We start from the raw sequence: 19,008 nt of genomic DNA on the forward strand, positions 1-19,008 counted from the left end.
CCTTTTTACTCAACCTGTACTCCCTTTGACCAAAGTATAGCATAGGCGAGTCAGCGAAAGGTTTCAGTTTTTTACTTAAAGACAGCGAAACTTGATAGCAGACAGCGAATTTCTTTTGTAACTCTTACTAAAAGAAACAAAAATAAAACAAAGGCGGTTTTTTTGCTTATTTTACATATTTTTCGGTCCGTGCATCAGAGATTACACCCTTATAATCTAAGCCATAGCCAAAATCATACAGGTTGCCTGCTGTATCCTTATATACCTCCAAGTCATGTGCAACATCTTCCTGCTGTTTTTCTACCGTGTCCATATCTGCTGGGAACTGCATTGGTAAAAGCCCTTTTGGCTCCTGCTTTCCTAAAATAATGTCGAAATAGGCCTGATCGCTCACAGAAAAGCCAGTTACGATGGCATCAGCGTCTTTTTCAAATTCACTCACCACTACTGGATTTTTAGCTTTCAGAACAACAATAACCGGTACTTTTTTCCCTGTATCTTTTTCAATTTGTTCACTCTGCTTTTTCGCATTTTTAAAGGCTTCCAAATCATAGCTATTGCTGATGACTGCGGTCTGTCCATAATAACTGCGGTTCTCCTTTTCACCATTTTCCAAAACATCTCCGCTAATAGATGTTTTGCGGACATTCTTACCATCCGCTTTATAAGTGCCGTACTGCAGAGACAGCGGATAGAAAACATCGTCTTTTAGACCGGCACTACTAAAGGGACTGCCATTATCCGGACTACTCATTCCAATAACAATCATATCTACATTTTTCAAATCCGGTGCTTTAAAGCCTGTTACCTTTTCTCCTTCTTTAATTGGTTCATCCGTCAGAACTTCTTTGAAGTATTCTTTCGCTGCGTCCACATTCATTGTAGGCTCAGCTGTATCCTGTGCGTCTGCAAAAACGGTTTTAAACTCATGATGGATTGAGCTTGGGAGATAGACTACTTTCTCCTGATAATCTTTTTCTACATTTGCTTTTTTAATGGTCTCATCACTGTTTTTCAGCATAACAATTGAATCCAGCTGTGCCTGATAACCGTCTGTTCTTTTTTCTTCACTGCCGACGATTTCAGCAGAAGAAGCTAAGGACAGATACGGATTTTCAAAAATTCCCGGCAGCATCATCATCTTGACCAGACGAGCCCCAGACTGCTGGAAGCGTTCTTCAGCCGATATATCTACGTCGCCCTTTTCATAAGCTGCATCCCATAGGTCATAAGCATCGAGAACTGGCTGAATTGCATTGTTCCCGCCAAACATATCCACACCAGTCAGCAGTACTTCATAGTGCCGCTGAGCGACTGTCTCATCCTCCACTCCCCAGGCTGTACCAATACCCAAAACATTATCAGGATCAGAAACCGCTGAAGTGACCGTCCAGTCTGTACAAATAATCCCTTCATACTTATTATCTTTACGCAAAATATCAATTTTATCCTTATCATATGCAGAACCTTTATTCACTCCAAATAATGGATTGCCGTCTTTATCAATTGCTACAGAATAAGAACTCATCACAGACGCTGCCTGTTCCGTCTTACCATCCAGCTTCATGGCGCCATCTAAAAATGGGATTAGATGCTCTTCAAAATTACCGCCCGGATAAACCGCATATTTACCGCTATTCATATGCGATTCCCGACCGCCTTCGCCCATACCATCTCCTGGGAAATGCTTCACCATAGCGTTAATTGAATCTGCTCCCCAGCCAATATCCGCTCCATCAGAATCATAGGAAGATTGCGAGCCGTCTACATAGGCTTTTGCCATATCTGTCGCCAGTGCCGTATCCTCGCCAAAGGTGCCGTCAGCCCGCAGCCATCTCGGGTCTGTCGCCAGCTCAATCTGTGGACCCAAGGCCGTAGCAATTCCCATCGCCCGATACTCCTCAGAAGCAGCCTTAGAGAATTTCAACATAGTATCAGGATCAAAGGTCGCAGCCAAGCCTAAATTAGAGGGCCATCTGGAGATATCTTCTCCCTCTGCATTATACGAGGCATCTGAACCAGCCGTGCTCCGCGGATCTGAGCTAAAGTTGACTGGAATAAATTTCTTTCCCTCTTCTGTACTCAGTTGCTCTACATACGCCTGCATCTCATTGTTCCAATTAACTGCAGCTTCAACATCATTTCCGCCGGCATTCAGAACATTTCTTAGATTATCTTCGTTCAGATATTTCTTTTGATCGTCGGTTAACCCCTGCTCTGGTTCCCGCTCATGACTACTAAACAGCATTAAACCGGCTATTTCCTCTTTAGTCAGTTCCTTTGCCAAAGAAGCCGCCCGGGTATCAATATCTTTACGCCAATCCTCCCAATCATCCAGCTTACCGTTGCCGTTCATATCCTTAAATGCATAAGTATAATCCCCATCTTCCTCCTCAATCAGCTGAACACCACCATCCTTTAAGTAGCCTAAAACAGCTCCATTATTCGGATTCTTAACGAGTATATAGGTCACATTTCCTTCTGTTTTTTCTTCTGTTGTGTACTTTTGCGGAGTAGTTCCTTCTAATTTTTCTTCTTTAACAGCGTTGCTGTCACAGGCTGCCAATAATACAGATAACGATACCAAAGAAATAAACTTTCCTGCTTTTCTCATAAAAAAACCTCCACTCTTCTCATTAGTCATTCCTATTTATAAAATTGAAAGAAATCTTTTCATCTATCGGTCCCCGTCCCCCTTGTTTATTTTTTTCTTCCAATCATTACAAACACATTTTATGGATTTCGGCTTCCAACTGATTTTCATCATAAAAAAAGACCTGAACGAATCAAAAAAGGCATGCTTTCAAGCACGTTTTTTAATTCATACAGGTTTAGCTTGTTCGTAAACAATCACTATCCAAATGAAAACTATTCCATTTAACACACTGTCTATTGTAGGAGATAGACTTCAAAATGTCAACGCTTTCTTTTTTGACGTAATAAGCCTCTCTTGATTCTTTTAGAAGAAATTAGACATGAAAAAATAGGCATCCAGTAGTCATCCTTTCATTTTCGTTCGTTGGTTATCACTTCAATCTATGGAGAGCGGCTTTTTAGTTATGATACTCTTTCAGTTGTGCTGATCTATCACACCTTTGGACTTAATTTTATAGATTATATCATCATTGGAAACGACAGAATGTTTTTCCAATTCAACGAAAGAAGGAAGTGATTTTTTGAATGCAAACCAGTTAAAATTTCTTATGATGGGCTTAATGGTCCTCGACCACATCTCATTTTTTGTTTCAGACACGACAGCCACTATTTTCCATATTATTACTCGCTGTGTAGGGGTATTCTTTGCTTATATGGTAGTAGAAGGCTTTTTTTACACACGCAGTCGGCAGAACTATTTGATGCGACTGGGCGCAGCCGCCGGAATGATGGCCGCAGGCAGCAGCTTACTGAATCTATGGCTGGCAGATCCAGCCGTTCAGGTCCACAACAATATCTTTCTAACCTTAACAGCAGGTCTGCTAATGCTGCTGTTGTTCAGCTGGAGCAGTAGTCAAAAACAGCTTGGACTCAAACTAATGGGATTTGCTGGAGCTTTAGCTTTGCTGGCGGCAGGTGCTTTATTTACTGAGGGGGGAATGGTAATTTTACCGTTTATGGCGATTACTTACTTCACTAGAGAAAAAGTTTTACTGAGAGATGCCTGCTACCTAGCCTTTTCCCTACTACTACTCATTACCAGCTTCCAATGGATGGGGGACTGGTCAAATACGCTGCTTATGTTGGGTGTCAATTCTGATTTTGCGTTTATTTCAGTAGTGCCTTTCCTTCATCTTTATAACGGACAAAAAGGACAGACATCCCCAATGACTAAGTACGCCTTTTACCTGTTCTATCCCTTACATCTTTGGGTGATTGCCATTGCTTCAAAGCTTGTGCTGATAAACAGCTGAGTTGTAATAGTCTGGAAATCAAACTAGCCTTCTTTAATCACTGAGCTTCTCCTTATGTCATGCTTTAAGCGTTCTATTAGTTTTCATGTAAAAGCGGCAAAGTTTGCTGTAAAAATATTCATCCGACAACAAATAAACACCTATGAACAACATTCGTTAATCATGTTGTTCCATAGGTGTTTATCAAGTTTTTAACGGATTTCAATGCGTCTAGGGCATAACTAAATTCCTAAACTTTTAGTATACTTAAATCCAAATAATCAGGCTTCCTTCACACTTTTCAAAATATAGTAGCCTTTATCTTTACTGACAATCTCTACATTGCCAAAAACCTCTGACATTTTCTTCTGAGCGCTGGGTGCTCCTTGTTTCTTTTGAATGACAACAGTTAATGTACCACCTGTCGCCAATAAAGGCTCTGCTCCGCTTAATATTTCATGGACAACTTGCTTTCCAGCCCGAATCGGCGGATTGCTGACAATCGCTGCATAGCTTGTCTCATGAAGCGTCTCATAAATATTAGATGGATGAATGTCTATCTGTTCAATGTGGTTTTTCGCGGCATTTTCCACAGCTAAAGCCACCGCCCGCTGGTTCACATCAATCATTTCCACTGTTCTGCCAGAAGCATGTGCTAAAGCAAGACCAATTGGTCCATACCCACAGCCTACATCCAAAATACGTCCTTCACTTGGTAATTCTTTCCAGTCAAAGACATCAATCAACACGCGGGAACCGTAATCCACTCCTTTACGTGAAAACACTCCGCTGTCCGTCATAAAATGAAAGTTTTTACCTGCCAATTCAAAATCCCATTCTTCAATATCATGAGCGATATCCGGATTTTCTGTATAATAATGATTCGTCATTCGTTTGTCCTCTATCTTTGATTACTTATTATTTCTATTCGAAAGCTGCTGCCAGCAAAACATTGTAGCTCACTCTCATTTATATCTGAGAAAATGCCAGCTGTTCCTACTTAGCTATCCAACAGTTTACCTTTTATCTCCCGAACAATCAAGGCAGCTAAAAACTCATAGCCGGATTCAGAAAAATGCAGTCCGTCATCCTGGAAAAATTCCTCCGTACCTGGGTAAACACTCAGGGCATGATACATATCTACTGTAGGAACAGCAAACTGTTCGCCAATCTCTTTTCCTTTCGCTACAAAGCGGCGCACGGTTTCATCTTGACGACTAGGCTGACGAGCTGATACAACAAATGGAGCTGTAAATAGAATAACCTTTTCTCTGCCAATTTTCTCAATCATCTCTGTTAGGTTCTCGCCATATTTATCAACATCAATTGGATAATTATCTGAACAATCGTTGGCACCGAAAAAGATGGTAACGTAATCAGGCTCCTTAGCCAACACATCTTTTTCAAGCCGCTTCACTCCACCACTTGAGGTATCTCCTGGAATCCCTGCATTTGAAATCATGATATTTTCAAATCCCTGCGCTGCGAGAGCTGCTTTCACTAAATTCGTTAATATTGGAGAAGCTGCTTCCCCCAGATAACCGGCTGTAATGCTGTCGCCAAATAACACAAGCTTTGTCATGCCTATCCCCTCTTTCACAATTAATAGCTGTATTCTGATTTTATCATACCACTTGCTAAAAACTTTTGCCTAAAGAAACATTTCTTTCCATTATCACTGTATAGATAGCTGTTAATTGTGTTAAAATAGGCAAAGAAAACATGTCACTGTTGGTGGAGGGGCAAATGGACGAAAGAATGAATTACTATCGCATTCCTCGTGAGGAATGGCTGGGGTTTTACCACAAAGGGGAAGCGCCGTTAACTGAAGATGAGCTGGAAAATATCAAAGGGTTCAATGATCAGATTTCTTTGCAGGATGTAGAAGATATTTACGTCCCGTTAACTCATCTGATTCATTTGCATATGAAGGAATTCGAATCCCTGACACTAAGCAAAGGACTGTTTCTGCATAGATATGTACCTGTACCGCCCTTTATCATTGGGATTGCCGGAAGCGTTGCAGTGGGGAAAAGTACGACTGCCCGGCTGCTGCAGACGATTTTGTCCCGGATATTTAAACGTCGAAATGTTCAGCTGATTACAACTGACGGCTTTTTATATCCTAACAAAGTTTTGGAAGAACGAGGCATTATGAACCGTAAAGGCTTTCCGGAAAGCTATGACATGGAGAAGCTCATCAGCTTTTTGAATCTTGTTAAAAACGGTGAAGATGAAATCCGTGTGCCTGTTTATTCCCATAGCGTGTATGACATCATCGATGATGAATACGAAATAATCAATCAGCCGGATATTCTGATTGTGGAAGGGATTAATACTTTACAACTGCCGGCAAATGAACAGATTTATGTCAGTGATTTCTTTGATTTCTCTGTTTTTGTAGACGCCGAACCAAAGCTGATCGAACAATGGTATTTAGAACGTTTTGGGGCTTTGCTCGATACCGCCTTTCTGGATCCAAGTAACTATTATTATCAATACGCAATCGGTGATCGGGAAGAAGCTTTTGAGATGGCCAGAAATGTCTGGAAAAATGTGAATTTGAAGAATTTAGAGGAATACATCTTGCCTACTAGAGGCCGAGCTGATATCATACTCCATAAAAAAGAAAAACATATCATTGATGAAATCTATTTAAGAAAATTCTGATTTTCATTTTCGCTGTTTTCGAACAGGCTGAACCACTGTTGCTTTTAGAGAGAATCAAGGCCTAACACCATTCTGGTTATCGGCTTTTCCTAAGATTTGTTGTTCACTGAAGATTTGCTTCTGCGAATTCGCAGCTACAGGCAGCTTCAGCCAATCTAATCGTTTCTCTTTATATAAAAATAATTCTATAGATAGGGGTAATAAATGTGACGAACGTTTCCGAAATGACAAACGTTGAAAAAATCATCGTGTTGGACTATGGCAGCCAATACAATCAGCTGATCACCCGCCGTATCCGTGAGTTCGGTGTGTTTTCAGAGTTATTGAGCCACCGCATTACTGCTGCAGAAGTGAAAGAAATCGCACCTAAGGGCATCATCTTATCTGGTGGTCCCAACAGTGTGTATGATGACCAAGCTTTCCGCATCGATCCTGAGATTCTCGAATTAGGTATTCCAATTCTAGGTATCTGCTACGGGATGCAGCTTTTGACTTATTGTCTAGACGGAAAAGTTGAACCAGCCAAAAACCGTGAATACGGAAAAGCTGAACTGGAAGTAACAGCAGCCGATGCGGCTTTATTCAAAGGCTTGCCTTCACCGCAAACTGTCTGGATGAGCCATGGAGATTTAGTCACCGAGCTTCCTAAAGGCTTCGAGCTTGTTGCTACAAGTAAAGACTGTCCCATTGCTTCTATTCAAAATAAAGAACGCAACTTTTATGGCGTACAATTCCACCCGGAAGTTCGCCATTCTGAATACGGTAATGATCTGCTCCGTCATTTCGCCTTTGATGTCTGCAACTGTATTGGCGACTGGTCGATGGAAAACTTCATTGATATGGAAATCGCAAAGGTGCGTGAGCAGGTAGGCGACCGTAAAGTTCTGCTGGCACTGTCCGGCGGAGTGGATTCCAGCGTTGTCGGCGTACTGCTGCAAAAAGCCATTGGCGACCAATTGACGTGTATCTTTGTCGATCATGGATTGCTTCGCAAAGGTGAAGGCGATCAGGTGATGGATATGCTTGGCGGAAAATTTGGCTTAAACATTATCCGTGTGAACGCTCAAAAACGTTTCCTTGATAAATTAGCCGGTGTTTCTGATCCGGAAGAAAAACGTAAAATCATTGGTAATGAGTTCGTCTATGTCTTCGATGATGAAGCAACCAAGCTGGAAGGCATTGACTTCCTTGCACAAGGAACGCTTTATACAGACGTGATTGAAAGCGGTACTGAAACTGCGCAGACAATCAAATCCCACCACAACGTAGGTGGTCTGCCGGAAGACATGCAGTTCAAATTAATCGAACCATTAAATACCCTGTTCAAGGATGAAGTTCGTGCCTTGGGTACAGAGCTAGGCATGCCTGACCATATCGTTTGGCGGCAGCCATTCCCTGGACCTGGTCTAGGCATCCGCGTACTTGGTGAAATCACTGAAGAAAAACTGGAAATCGTTCGCGAATCAGATGCCATTCTTAGAGAAGAAATCGCTAATGCTGGCCTAGACCGTGATATCTGGCAATACTTCACTGTGCTGCCCGGCATCCGCAGTGTAGGTGTAATGGGTGATGGACGGACATATGACTATACAGTGGGCATCCGTGCAGTAACCTCAATCGACGGCATGACTGCCGACTTCGCCCGTATCCCATGGGAAGTCCTGCAGAAAATCAGCGTACGTATTGTGAACGAAGTGGCTCATGTCAATCGTATCGTGTACGATATTACGAGTAAGCCGCCAGCAACTGTGGAGTGGGAATAAAGAGCCAACATAATATGAATAGGGAATACCGATAAATCAACGTTTTTCAACTTATGAAATGCTTGATTTTCATTAAAAATGATATGGTTCCCTACCATTTTCCCTACCAAAATAAAACCCTGCTAAGATGATCCTTGGCAGGGAATTTTTGTATATTAATTTTTTAATGGCATAATCCTCTATACTATGTTCGGGTTAATTTTATACCTTCCAATAATTCAACAGTGCCTCCTCGTTCAGTTTCATCAACTCTATACTTAGGGGCTACAAAGTTATCTTGCCAGAATACGCACAATTCGTTATTCGCATTTTTAATTTCAACTGCATTAGGATATTTCTCTCTTTGATTATTTATGTTAGTAAACTTATTTCTCCCTAAAATTGCATCACTAGCAATAGCTATTAAGATTTCATCTGATAATTCTTTTTTATTCAGCTTAATATATATTCTATTCCCTCCAATTGCTGAGAGCTCTTTTGCTTCTTGAATATAGTTTGGTATATCATGATCTAGATGTGCATACTTCCGAAATCTAATTTTTCTTGCTAATAGCTTTGCACAATATTTAACATAAGGATATACTCGATTTTTATATTCACTAAATATTATTTTCTTTTCAATGAAAATCATTTCTCTAATTAAGTAAATAACTGGTATATTGATTATCCAAACTAATGGTTCTAAACCGAATGATAACCAAAAATTCAACGTAAAAACATCATTAATATTCTTAATAAACTGAGAAAAAGAACTAAAGATCATAAACAAAGAGATTGTTATTAAGAAAAAATTGAAGAATTTAGCCACTATTTTTGTATCTTCTTTTTGATTTCCAATTGCTATTAAGACAGAAAGTATTGTCAAAACAAACACTAATATCATTTCCCAAACAACAGAAAAAGTATAAGATGAATTTATAAACAATGGAATTGCAGCAAGACCAAATAATTCTGCTTTCTTTTCATGAAATAGTTGTTTGAAATTTAATTTTTTTAAATAAGCAACTATAGGATATACAGAGAAAAACAGTATGATTAGATAATCTTTTATATACCAGAGTGAAATTTCTAAATTTTCTTTATATGCAAAATAGTAGACTATACATAAATAAAGGAAATTGAAGCCTATAATCACAATAGAAATGGGATTTAGAAGAAATTTAAATGTATATTTAACAACATCCATTAAAGAATCTAAAATACCATTTTTTCTCCTAAATACAATACTTAAAAAAATCAAGATTAATATCCAGTATAAAATCGCTTGTTCTCTTGTACTCAATTTGAACTCCCCCTATAACATAGTCTACACAATTCTATCACAGATTTTATCTATCATTACTTACACACTAAAATTATATATTCATTTTCCAAATCAGAATAACATTTTTTGCTTAATAATACGTCAAGCTACTAATCTAATCAATTCCAATGAGAATCAAAACAAATGACGAGTAGTCCTACTTTTAATAGTATCGTGGCTGAGAATAATCTTTTTATCTTGCTCTAATATTTTCAATACACAAGAGATATCCAGCAAAATCGCCCCATCGCTTCCTGTCTTCTGATGACCCTAGTTTTCTCTTCCAACTAGTATCTAATTCTAGTTGTTCACCTAACTTATGAAATGCCTTTAAATTAATCATAAAGGTATCGTGATAGCTAGTCCTTAAATTATCTTTCTCATTTTTCTCTTCACGAGAAAAATAATTCCAATTAATTCGTATATTCGCATAAATTAAAGCAGAATCTACGACTTCTTTCCATAATTCGTTTAAATAATCATCCTTGCATTCCAGCATTTTAAAAATCAAATTGTATATTTCCAATGATTCTTCAAAAGACATAGAGTTATTTTTTTGTAAATAGCTGTCATAATCTAACACGAAATCTTCTCCTTAGTAAATAAAAACTAACGTTTCAATCTTCATCAAAGATGTTATTAATTAATTTGTCAAAAATATTCCGTCTTTCCCCATTTGATTTATTGCTAAAATCAATTGTTTCAATCCACATAACTAGATTCTCTTCAGTCTTTATATCCAAGTTATCATTAAAAATAAAATATCCAACTAAATATAAAATATAATCCATTCTGTCAACAAATTCTTCTAAGTCATTGTTTTGTATAAAAGATAATGCTCTATCTAAACCGCCTAAAGATAATTCAATAACTTTTTTTAAATCGTCAACAGTTAGTTTAGTTATCTGAGATTCCTTAGTATCTGACGGAATGGGTGCGTAGTTATTACTATGTTGCCCATTTTTTTTAACTTTTTCAAATGCAGGATTTAAAGAAGCAACTGGATAAGAGACATTTGTTGTAAACGGTGAAAATAATTCATCATATCCAAATGTTTGAATTTTTTCCTTAAAGGGAGCAACATAGTCCGAGTAAATATCAAAATCGTGGAGTTTTAACTTTGAAAAACTCATTTGTAAAGCCGAAACTCTACTTCCAGCGTTGTTTAGCACTTCAAACCACTCAATTTGTTCATCCTCTGTCAAATTATCAGCAATATTAATTGTATAATTATAACTCATCATTTTGCTTCTAACTTGCGTTAAAATAGGGAAAAGCTCTTGTACAAGATCTTTTTCTTGGAGATGATGCAGTAAAACTCCATCATCTTCATTTAAAACTACTCCAACAGGAACATGGTAATCTTTTATACTACCGTCTACTATCTTGAATTTCGCAGCCGATACGTCTAGAAATATATTTCTAAAATCTTCATGATTTGTATATGCTTTATAATTTGTAGACAAACGCTGTTGTCCGTCAACTACAGATTGATGATCTGCTTCAATTTGATTTGAATCAATAAGCTCCCTATTAATAAAAGAGACTTGAGGAACCGCATTTATCCCCGTACTCATCTGATTAATAGATATTGGTGCAACTGGTGCTTTTCCGAATAGTTGATAATTTAATAATGCCATTGATTTTTGTACATTCCAACTCAAATCTCTTTGATATAAAGGTAATGTAATTTTATTTCTTTTAATATATTTACACATGTCTAAAATACTTAACTGATGGCTTTTTTTTGTCGGGTTAAATCCAACAGCAGCTACTATTTTTTTATTAATCCTAACCATGACGAAAAACCTCTTTTCTATTTTTCTCTTTACAAATACCATAATAACAAATATCAACATCTTTGTATACATAAAAAAAGTAGCTGCTAAAAGTAGCTGCTACTTCTCTAGGGCATTAATATCTAAACTATTTTTTTTCGTTGCATTCTAGTTTCCCAATACTCGTTGCTGTCTTTTTAAGGTAATAGTTCATCATCTGTGAGAATCGTATCTAGTTTCCAAATTTTGAATCCTTGTTCAGCATAGCTTTTTTCAGCGCTTAGAAAAAGACATTCTATAACTGGTGAACGACTATCGCCAGAATAAATTGCTGCAAATAAGTTATTCTCTTTTTCAATCACATGAACAGTATTATCACCATTATTAATCCAAAAGATGTCATTAACTTTGGGTTTGTTCGTATCTAGAATCATTGAATCACCTCCTTAAATTTTTGTTCTACCTTAAGTGTAAATAATGCTAGTTTCCAACGTAATGTGATTACTAGAAAATTCCATTGAGCTCTTTTTACACCTCGTAATGGTCTAATTGCAAGGAACCAAATAAGAATGAATAGAAGCAGTCCAAAATGAATAGCTTGAATAGCATTTGAAGGTGCTGGTTGAATTTGAGATGAGTAGAATAAAAAATTAATAAATTGAATTAACTTAATAGTTAGATAAGCATTAAGAGCTAATAAAAACCTTTTTTGAGATTTACACCCATCATAGGAACCATTTAATAAAGAAATAAGTCGTTTCATTTTTATCACTACTTTCTTTTTGTTTGTGTATTCACTTTTTTGGAGGCCGAGACAAAAGTGTTTAGCTCCGAGAAATATGACGGATTATCCGAAAATAGTTTTTCATATTTTTGAGATAGTTCGGCTTATTTCCGAGAGAGCTACTTTTGGAACGCCGTTTATTCGGATTTTAGAGAAAGAAGAGTTCAGGCATTTACTTATGTCCCAAACTCATTAGCAACGGTACGCCGTTGCTAATCGGTTCATGTTTTACATTATTTCATATCGAATGTCTTTCTAAGCTCTGCAAATTAAACAATAGATTTTACGATCAAATTCAGTCCATTCTTTTGTGTGTAATTACTTTGTGTACATACGTTGCATTTGTGCTACGAAGAAATATCAATTCTGTTTTATTGTTATCTAAAAATCCAATTTCTTTTGTAGAACGACATATATGTTGTTCCGTTTTTTGTTAGTATTTCACTTGTCGATAGATAATAAAATGCAACAAAAGAGTACCCGAAACGTAGTGAAGGGCAAGACCGAAGAAAAGCTCGCAGAGTTTTTTGTAGTGTCGCAGTAAGGGGGATGGTCTTTCCTTGTGTACCTCGATTTTGCAACATGAAGTACCTGCATTTAAAAATCATTGATATAATGCCATTCACAGCGAGCATCGCTGCGGCGATTTTTAGGTACAGTAGGGTCAGTAGGTACAGTAGCCAGGCTGTAAGCCGCATGGCTACGTTAAATCGCTGTACCTAATATTGCAAAAATGAATGATCTTCTGCTGTACACTGTACCTCGACGGTTTTACAACAAAATAGCACAGCGCTATTCGAGGTGTACCTAAAAAATTGGTGTGCAGTTGTTGCAATATTGGTACACAAAATCAGGGGAATGATTTTTAGGGCGAGAACGCAGTGACGCCCAGATCGGGCACAAGGCGGTAGCGTAACGCAGTGAAGCTTTTATATAATACGTCCTGAAGGTGATATAGGTTTCGCACCGAAACCTGTTATAAAAAAGCTGGCTGCAAGCCTATTGAATTGTGTAGTTGGTGTACAAAATGGGAATGGGCTGAGCCGAGTCGGACACTGGAAAGGTTACTAAACAAGTAACCGAGGCAAGCGGGGTTCCCTGCTCATTTTGAAGCCTAGTATCTCATGGCTTTATTGGGCGAAAACGCAGTGATACCAATGAATTAGCCGAAATTTAGAGGCCCAAATGAAGGAATGACGGTAAAAATCAGGAGATGAATTTGTCTTATGACAAAGTTTTAATAAAAAAAGAAAAGATGGTTGCTTCTTTAATGATCGTACTCTGATTCACGAGGGAATAGGTTAGTCTAGTATTAAAAAAAGAACCAATCAAAAAGATTGGCTTTTGTGTATTTTTCACTAAATTCAGATAAAAATCTCGTGTAATTATTTTTGCTATTTTCAATCAACACATGCTACATCTGCGATAAATTTGTTTCTAAATCAGTTTACTTTTTTCAGTATCAGTTTTGAGGACTGTATTCCTTACATATGTTTCTTTTATTTGGTTGTTTTTCAAAAAAATCATTGTAAGAATTTTTAATTAGGTGGTTCCTTTTGGTTCCCTAATTTGGCTAAAAGTTCCCTAGTTTTTTGTCATTTTTGAGTATTTTAAGTTTGTTATCTGTGGGTAACTTATTAACGATTTGATCTTTTATGCTTATCTTATCGTTATTGTATTTTGCTCTCACGCTTAATTTAATGATAAAGGTTCCCTAGTTTGTCCTGATAAATTTGTAACTAGGGAACTTTTTTGTAAAAATAGGAACCACTAAATCTTTTTATATCAAGCCTAATAGACTCTTGTTCCCTTAGTTCCTTTATTTAACCCAGTAAATAATAAAAAATAACATGCTCTTTTCGTTAATGTTATGTTATTAGTTATTCATAACATGTGGATAAGAGAGCAAATTTATTTAAATGGAGTTTGAAAAAAATAGGAACCTTTATATTTAAAGAAAAAAATAATAACATAACAAAATATTGGACACAAGATTGTTGTCATATAGGCATTTATCTAACATTTCGTCTATTTGAACTTCACGAGATTTTATATTATGACGGATGATTATGGGCAACAATAATTTGAGCGGCGTTATCTCTTATTGCTTCTCGAAAGATGTCTCTGGGGTGTGCAATACTTTGATTTAACGTTCCAATAAATAGGGTTCTTTGTCTAATAATTTGATTCTTAGTGTTTAATGTTAGAAGAATAAAATGCTCTTGCTCTAAATCACATGTCTCTTGAATTAAGTGTTGAGCAAGCCCATACGAGCTTGTTATCTTCTCCTTTTTCACACCAAATTGTAAAATACGCTTTGATAGTTCAAAACTTGCTTTGAATTGGAATTCCATAGTCGTTGGAAATTTAGAAAGTCCATTTCTTAAATCTGTTAAACCATCTATACTGTCTAGCAACTTGGCAGCTTCAGAAGGTTTTAAATTGAATGAAAGTTCAATTAGCTCTTGGGTACTTAGTTCATTGAAATTTGTTGTCCTTATTCGATTATTAAACGTATTAGAGATCATTAATTGCTTTGTACAAGTATTTTCTGCAGTTCTTGTCATACTTAATCATTCCTTTTCTATTTATTCATTTCTTCTTTTGGCAAGCTCAGCTTGCACCTATATCTTATAAGATATAGACTCGCTTTATTTTTAACATCTAATAAAAATACGACAATTTATGTTATTTTTCTGTTAAAATGATATTGTATGCATTAATGGATTGAATAAATATGAAAAATAGTGATCTTTGGTCCATAAAGTTCGATCCTATTATCAAATCCATACCAACCCCCTGTTCTTATAGAAATATTCATAGCATTAAGAATAAAAAAACTGATTTAAACAAAGCAATTGAAAATACACAAATATAGTGAGGTTAGATAATGTCTAGATCAATTGAAGTGAAAAAAGTATTAAAGTGTAAAATATCTGAATCTAATTTATATTCTTATTTTATAGATTTTGATTTAGATTCTGAAGGAAATCTAGGTCAAAGACTTGCAGAATTTGTACATTTACTCACTCAAGAAATACCAAATTTCGCATTGGGATTCCATGAGGGAGACAGTATCCCTCAAGAAAAACTTTTAGATACTTTAATCGACGCAGCTAACTCTATCTATAAAATAGATTGCTATCAAGAAGTTTCACAGATTTATGAAACTGGTGAATGTCTAGAAGATGATATATCCGATAAGTATCTTAGACGTGGAGAATTTGGAGAACTAATTTTACATTCGGTATTAAAATACTATTTTGAAACATTTCCATTAATAGCAAAAATATATTTTAAAGATTCATACGGACATGCTGTGCACGGTTTTGATTCTATTCATATTCAACCAAAAACTAATACGCTCTGGTTAGGTGAATCAAAATTGTATACGGATGGAAAAAGAGGTGTGGATGCATTAGTAGAAGACTTATATGAGCATTTTAATATAGATTACTTTCATAGTGAATTTAATGTAATATCAAAAAGATTGAAAGACTCAAAAGCTATTATAGACAGCCACGGTCATGATACCGAATACTGGGTCTCACTATTAAATCAGTATACAAGCATATCGGAAAAACTGGATAATATAACTATCCCACTATTTTGTGCATATGAAACAGATTTTTTTGATAGCTTTGAGAATGATTTTGATACCTTTGAAACAAAGTACATGGAAGAAATTAGTATGTTACATGAACGATTTCTAAATAAAAGCTCCCGCCACCCTTGGAGCAAAAAAATGAATATTGTAGTGATACTAATGCCATTGGAGAGCAAAAAAAAATTAGTATCAATGTTACACAAAAAACTTAAAACCATACAAAGCTTAGGTGTAGAAAGGATTTGATTATATGGATTGGAATAAAGTAGACATTTACTCTGTAAAAGAATTAAGTTTTGAAGATAGTTTTTCTCTAGCTAAATTTACATCTAACTTGTCTTTGAATAACAAAAAGGACATAGCAAGAAAAATTATAATTCATATATTAGAGATTTGGGAAAACATCGATTCTTCCACCAAAGAAATATGGATGGACATTGTAGAGTCAGCCGGATTTTATCCATATCTGACTAGTAACTCAACTCTGGATACGACTTCTGAAATTAGAAAAGCTTTCCATTCTTCAAATTATTTAGATAATGTAGTATTTCATAAGGAACAAAAACATCTTTCTACTTTAATTGAGAAAAAAGAAAACATTGTAGTAAGCGCTCCCACCAGTTTTGGAAAAAGTTTATTAATACAAGAAATTGTTGCTAGCAGGAAATTTAAAAATATCCTCATTATTCAACCCACTCTGGCATTAATTAATGAAACAAGAATAAAACTTAAACCCTATCAAGAGTACAATATAGTTGTAAATACTTCACAGAAAATGGAAGACAAAAATATATTTATTTTGACAGCCGAACGTGTTTTAGAATATCCTAACTTCCCTATAGTGGATTATTGCATTTTAGACGAATTTTATAAAGTTAGTTCCTCGCGAGATGATGAACGATCTGATGTTTTAAATATAGCGCTTAAAAAAATACTGGATAACAATAACACTATTTTCTATTTTTTAGGTCCAAATATAGATGAAATATCTCACGGCTTCGAAAATCACTACAATGCCCAATTTATAAAAACTGATTACACTCTAGTAGATACTAAAGTGGAAATGATAAATATAGATTTTCAAAGCGATAAACCAAGATCAATGGAAAAAGAAAGGAAACTCAAACTTTTCAAAATGCTCTCAGAAAAAGAAAAGGAACAATCTATAGTATATCTTTCATCTCCAGACAGAGCGCTAAAAGTGGCTAAAGAATACTTAGAGTATTTAAACACTAATAATCTTTTAGCAAAAGAACAGCACTTACCTATTAGTGAATGGATACAAGAAAACATAAACTCTAATTGGAGTTTTAATAAACTAATCCAGCAAAAAATCGGTGTTCATTCTGGAACAATACCAAAACATTTGACCCATTCAATAATAGATTACTTTAATAGAGGTTTATTACAGGTACTATTTTGTACATCTACAATTATTGAAGGAGTAAATACAAGTGCAAAAAACGTCTTTATTTTTGATGAAAAGAAGGGGCCAAATAAAATAGACTACTTTGATTTCTCAAATATTCGTGGAAGAGCAGGCAGACTATTAGAGCACTTTACAGGCTATGTATATGTCTTCCATCCGATTCCGGAAAAAGAGAAAATAGAGTTAGATATTCCTTTCTTTGATCAAGAAAAAATTTCTGATGAAATATTAATCAACTTTGAAAAAAAAGAAGTTAAAAGTGAACATATTTCTAGATTTGAAGAATTAATGAATTATGATGATGATTTACTCAAAGTGATCAAAAAGAATGCTGTGTCTGTATCTGGTCAAAAGAAGATAATCGAGAATATTAAAATAACTTTGAAAGAAAAACCAGAATTAGTATTATGGAGTGGCATTCCAAAATACGAAGCACTAGCTTATATTCTTAACATTTGTTGGGACAATTTGTTAAAAGACACTGAAACTACAAGACCTATGACTAGAAATAAACTTCCTGTAGTAGCTTATAATAGCCTAATAAGTAAATCCACATCAGAATCTTTAAATAATGAGTTCAAATATTTAAAAGATAATAATCCCAAATGGACTAATCAAAGAGTTTTAGATCAGGCTGTCACTAACTATTTTCGTGAGCAAAGACATTGGATTTCTTATAAAGTACCGAAATGGATAGGCGTTGTAGATAGTCTACAAAAAGAAGTGTGCAAACAAATGGGAATAATTAACGTTGGTGATTATACTTATGCTGCTTCTCAACTAGAAAATGAAGGAATGGATAGTACTTTATCTATCTTACTAGACATGGGGATACCTTCTAGTGCTATTAACAAATTGAAGTATGCGGTGGATGGAATTACAGACTTCAGGGATTTAGTAAAGCACGTAAAGAGAATAGCTGATTCTAATCAATATTCTTTAATAGAGTATGAAAAAAACAAAATATATGACCTTTAAAGGATGTATATGTAATGAGCTAAAAAGGAGGATAATTTATGAAAAAGCAATTAGATATCTATTCGATGGAAATGAATGAATCTACAGGAAAAATTGATGTTCAATTCTCAAAAGGCCAAAAAATCTATTCTTATAACAAATTTTCTCTAGATTTCATTGATAATAATACACAAGAGAAATTGGAATTATACAGTTTTTTACTGAATGAAACTACAGGTAACATAGATTTAAAATTTTCTAAAGATGGAGACATAATTTCCTACAGCAAATCCTCTATTTCTATTTTCAAAAATGGTTCAACTAATACTGAATCTAAAAATAATTTTGGAAACACTAATGATAGTAATAATATAATTCAGAATCTCAGTTCTAATGAAAACATTCCCGTTTACACTTACGAAAAAAAGTGTTACAGATGCAAAAAACAAACCCCTATTTTCACATATTGTTTATTTGAATCTGGAGATAGTTTACTTTTCCCTTGGGATAAGAATAGATTATTCAAAGAACAGAGTTTAGAACTTTTAAAATATCATATGCAAGATTCTACAATAGAATTCTACCCCATTAATTTATTAGGAGATATCAAACACTTGGATAAAAAAATGATGAATCTGTTTTCAACTGTAAAAAATGAATATAGTAACACAAGAAAAGAAGTATATTGTATGAATGTATGTCAGCATTGTGGGGCTAAACAAGGAGAATACTTTGTGTACAGAGATATGAATGAATTTATTTCACATATGACTGAGTTAGAGATAGAGTGTTATATTTAATTCAAACTACTATTCAATAATAACTATTAA

15 protein-coding genes are annotated in these 19,008 nt (G+C 35.5%); 6 read left to right on the forward strand and 9 right to left on the reverse strand.

What is annotated here, in order from left to right:
* Positions 1–166: 166 nt before the first annotated feature.
* Positions 167–2,614 carry a glycoside hydrolase family 3 N-terminal domain-containing protein gene (locus ACPWSO_RS09130; protein ID WP_426082669.1) on the reverse strand — a complete coding sequence of 816 codons (2,448 nt, stop codon included), beginning with the start codon at positions 2,612–2,614 and terminating at the stop codon, positions 167–169.
* 562 nt (positions 2,615–3,176) lie between these two features.
* Between ACPWSO_RS09130 and ACPWSO_RS09135 the strand changes: the two genes are divergently transcribed.
* On the forward strand, positions 3,177–3,908 hold the full coding sequence (locus ACPWSO_RS09135; RefSeq protein ID WP_426082670.1) for a TraX family protein: 732 nt from the start codon (positions 3,177–3,179) through the stop codon (positions 3,906–3,908).
* Between the two features lie 260 nt (positions 3,909–4,168).
* Here ACPWSO_RS09135 and ACPWSO_RS09140 read toward each other — a convergent pair whose 3' ends face one another.
* Both ACPWSO_RS09140 and ACPWSO_RS09145 read right to left on the reverse strand, forming a co-directional pair.
* Entirely contained in the window at positions 4,169–4,777 is a 609-nt protein-coding gene (locus ACPWSO_RS09140; protein WP_426082672.1) for a class I SAM-dependent methyltransferase, read from the reverse strand.
* A 110-nt stretch (positions 4,778–4,887) separates the two neighbouring features.
* A complete protein-coding gene (locus ACPWSO_RS09145) occupies positions 4,888–5,469 on the reverse strand; it encodes an SGNH/GDSL hydrolase family protein (RefSeq protein ID WP_426082674.1) in 582 nt (193 codons plus the stop codon).
* A 164-nt stretch (positions 5,470–5,633) separates the two neighbouring features.
* Between ACPWSO_RS09145 and coaA the strand changes: the two genes are divergently transcribed.
* On the forward strand, positions 5,634–6,557 hold the full coding sequence (gene coaA / locus ACPWSO_RS09150; protein WP_426082676.1) for a type I pantothenate kinase: 924 nt from the start codon (positions 5,634–5,636) through the stop codon (positions 6,555–6,557).
* A gap of 206 nt (positions 6,558–6,763) precedes the next feature.
* Positions 6,764–8,320, forward strand: coding sequence for a glutamine-hydrolyzing GMP synthase (guaA, locus tag ACPWSO_RS09155; protein ID WP_426082678.1), 1,557 nt, complete (start codon positions 6,764–6,766; stop codon positions 8,318–8,320).
* A gap of 184 nt (positions 8,321–8,504) precedes the next feature.
* Here the strand turns inward: guaA and ACPWSO_RS09160 are convergent, their stop codons facing one another.
* The 6 genes from ACPWSO_RS09160 to ACPWSO_RS09185 form a co-directional block, all read right to left on the reverse strand.
* The gene (locus ACPWSO_RS09160) at positions 8,505–9,602 is read right to left on the reverse strand and encodes a hypothetical protein (protein WP_426082679.1); all 1,098 of its coding nucleotides are present in this window, start codon (positions 9,600–9,602) and stop codon (positions 8,505–8,507) included.
* Between the two features lie 214 nt (positions 9,603–9,816).
* A complete protein-coding gene (locus ACPWSO_RS09165; RefSeq protein ID WP_426082681.1) occupies positions 9,817–10,206 on the reverse strand; it encodes a hypothetical protein in 390 nt (129 codons plus the stop codon).
* A 34-nt stretch (positions 10,207–10,240) separates the two neighbouring features.
* Positions 10,241–11,422, reverse strand: coding sequence for a GmrSD restriction endonuclease domain-containing protein (locus ACPWSO_RS09170; RefSeq protein ID WP_426082683.1), 1,182 nt, complete (start codon positions 11,420–11,422; stop codon positions 10,241–10,243).
* A gap of 176 nt (positions 11,423–11,598) precedes the next feature.
* Positions 11,599–11,835 carry a hypothetical protein gene (locus ACPWSO_RS09175; RefSeq protein ID WP_426082685.1) on the reverse strand — a complete coding sequence of 79 codons (237 nt, stop codon included), beginning with the start codon at positions 11,833–11,835 and terminating at the stop codon, positions 11,599–11,601.
* Entirely contained in the window at positions 11,832–12,164 is a 333-nt protein-coding gene (locus ACPWSO_RS09180; RefSeq protein WP_426082687.1) for a hypothetical protein, read from the reverse strand. The genes ACPWSO_RS09175 and ACPWSO_RS09180 overlap by 4 nt, the downstream gene beginning before the upstream one ends.
* Positions 12,165–14,239: 2,075 nt before the next feature.
* Positions 14,240–14,752, reverse strand: a complete 513-nt coding sequence (locus tag ACPWSO_RS09185; RefSeq protein WP_426082689.1) for a JAB domain-containing protein — start codon at positions 14,750–14,752, stop codon at positions 14,240–14,242.
* A 323-nt stretch (positions 14,753–15,075) separates the two neighbouring features.
* On the opposite strand from ACPWSO_RS09185, the gene ACPWSO_RS09190 reads away from it, so the two are divergent.
* Genes ACPWSO_RS09190 through ACPWSO_RS09200 form a run of 3 tightly spaced genes read left to right on the forward strand, consistent with a single transcriptional unit; the run spans position 15,076 to position 18,978 of the window.
* Complete coding sequence (locus ACPWSO_RS09190) at positions 15,076–16,038, forward strand: HamA C-terminal domain-containing protein (protein WP_426082691.1); 963 nt, start codon at positions 15,076–15,078, stop codon at positions 16,036–16,038.
* 4 nt (positions 16,039–16,042) lie between these two features.
* The gene (locus ACPWSO_RS09195; protein ID WP_426082692.1) at positions 16,043–18,199 is read left to right on the forward strand and encodes a DEAD/DEAH box helicase; all 2,157 of its coding nucleotides are present in this window, start codon (positions 16,043–16,045) and stop codon (positions 18,197–18,199) included.
* Between the two features lie 38 nt (positions 18,200–18,237).
* Positions 18,238–18,978 carry a hypothetical protein gene (locus ACPWSO_RS09200; protein ID WP_426082694.1) on the forward strand — a complete coding sequence of 247 codons (741 nt, stop codon included), beginning with the start codon at positions 18,238–18,240 and terminating at the stop codon, positions 18,976–18,978.
* Positions 18,979–19,008 lie beyond the last annotated feature (30 nt).

This window comes from Enterococcus sp. LJL51 (assembly GCF_049894025.1).
In the GTDB taxonomy this organism is placed as follows: domain Bacteria; phylum Bacillota; class Bacilli; order Lactobacillales; family Enterococcaceae; genus Enterococcus_L.

Bases quoted from the DNA above. Each gene is read 5' to 3' on its own strand.
- ACPWSO_RS09175 (WP_426082685.1), bottom strand. From the start codon at position 11,835: ATGATTCTAGATACGAACAAACCCAAAGTTAATGACATCTTTTGGATT.
- ACPWSO_RS09170 (WP_426082683.1), bottom strand. From the start codon at position 11,422: ATGGTTAGGATTAATAAAAAAATAGTAGCTGCTGTTGGATTTAACCCG.
- ACPWSO_RS09145 (WP_426082674.1), bottom strand. From the start codon at position 5,469: ATGACAAAGCTTGTGTTATTTGGCGACAGCATTACAGCCGGTTATCTG.
- ACPWSO_RS09200 (WP_426082694.1), top strand. From the start codon at position 18,238: ATGAAAAAGCAATTAGATATCTATTCGATGGAAATGAATGAATCTACA.
- ACPWSO_RS09190 (WP_426082691.1), top strand. From the start codon at position 15,076: ATGTCTAGATCAATTGAAGTGAAAAAAGTATTAAAGTGTAAAATATCT.
- ACPWSO_RS09185 (WP_426082689.1), bottom strand. From the start codon at position 14,752: ATGACAAGAACTGCAGAAAATACTTGTACAAAGCAATTAATGATCTCT.
- ACPWSO_RS09130 (WP_426082669.1), bottom strand. From the start codon at position 2,614: ATGAGAAAAGCAGGAAAGTTTATTTCTTTGGTATCGTTATCTGTATTA.
- ACPWSO_RS09140 (WP_426082672.1), bottom strand. From the start codon at position 4,777: ATGACGAATCATTATTATACAGAAAATCCGGATATCGCTCATGATATT.
- coaA (WP_426082676.1), top strand. From the start codon at position 5,634: ATGGACGAAAGAATGAATTACTATCGCATTCCTCGTGAGGAATGGCTG.
- ACPWSO_RS09195 (WP_426082692.1), top strand. From the start codon at position 16,043: ATGGATTGGAATAAAGTAGACATTTACTCTGTAAAAGAATTAAGTTTT.
- ACPWSO_RS09180 (WP_426082687.1), bottom strand. From the start codon at position 12,164: ATGAAACGACTTATTTCTTTATTAAATGGTTCCTATGATGGGTGTAAA.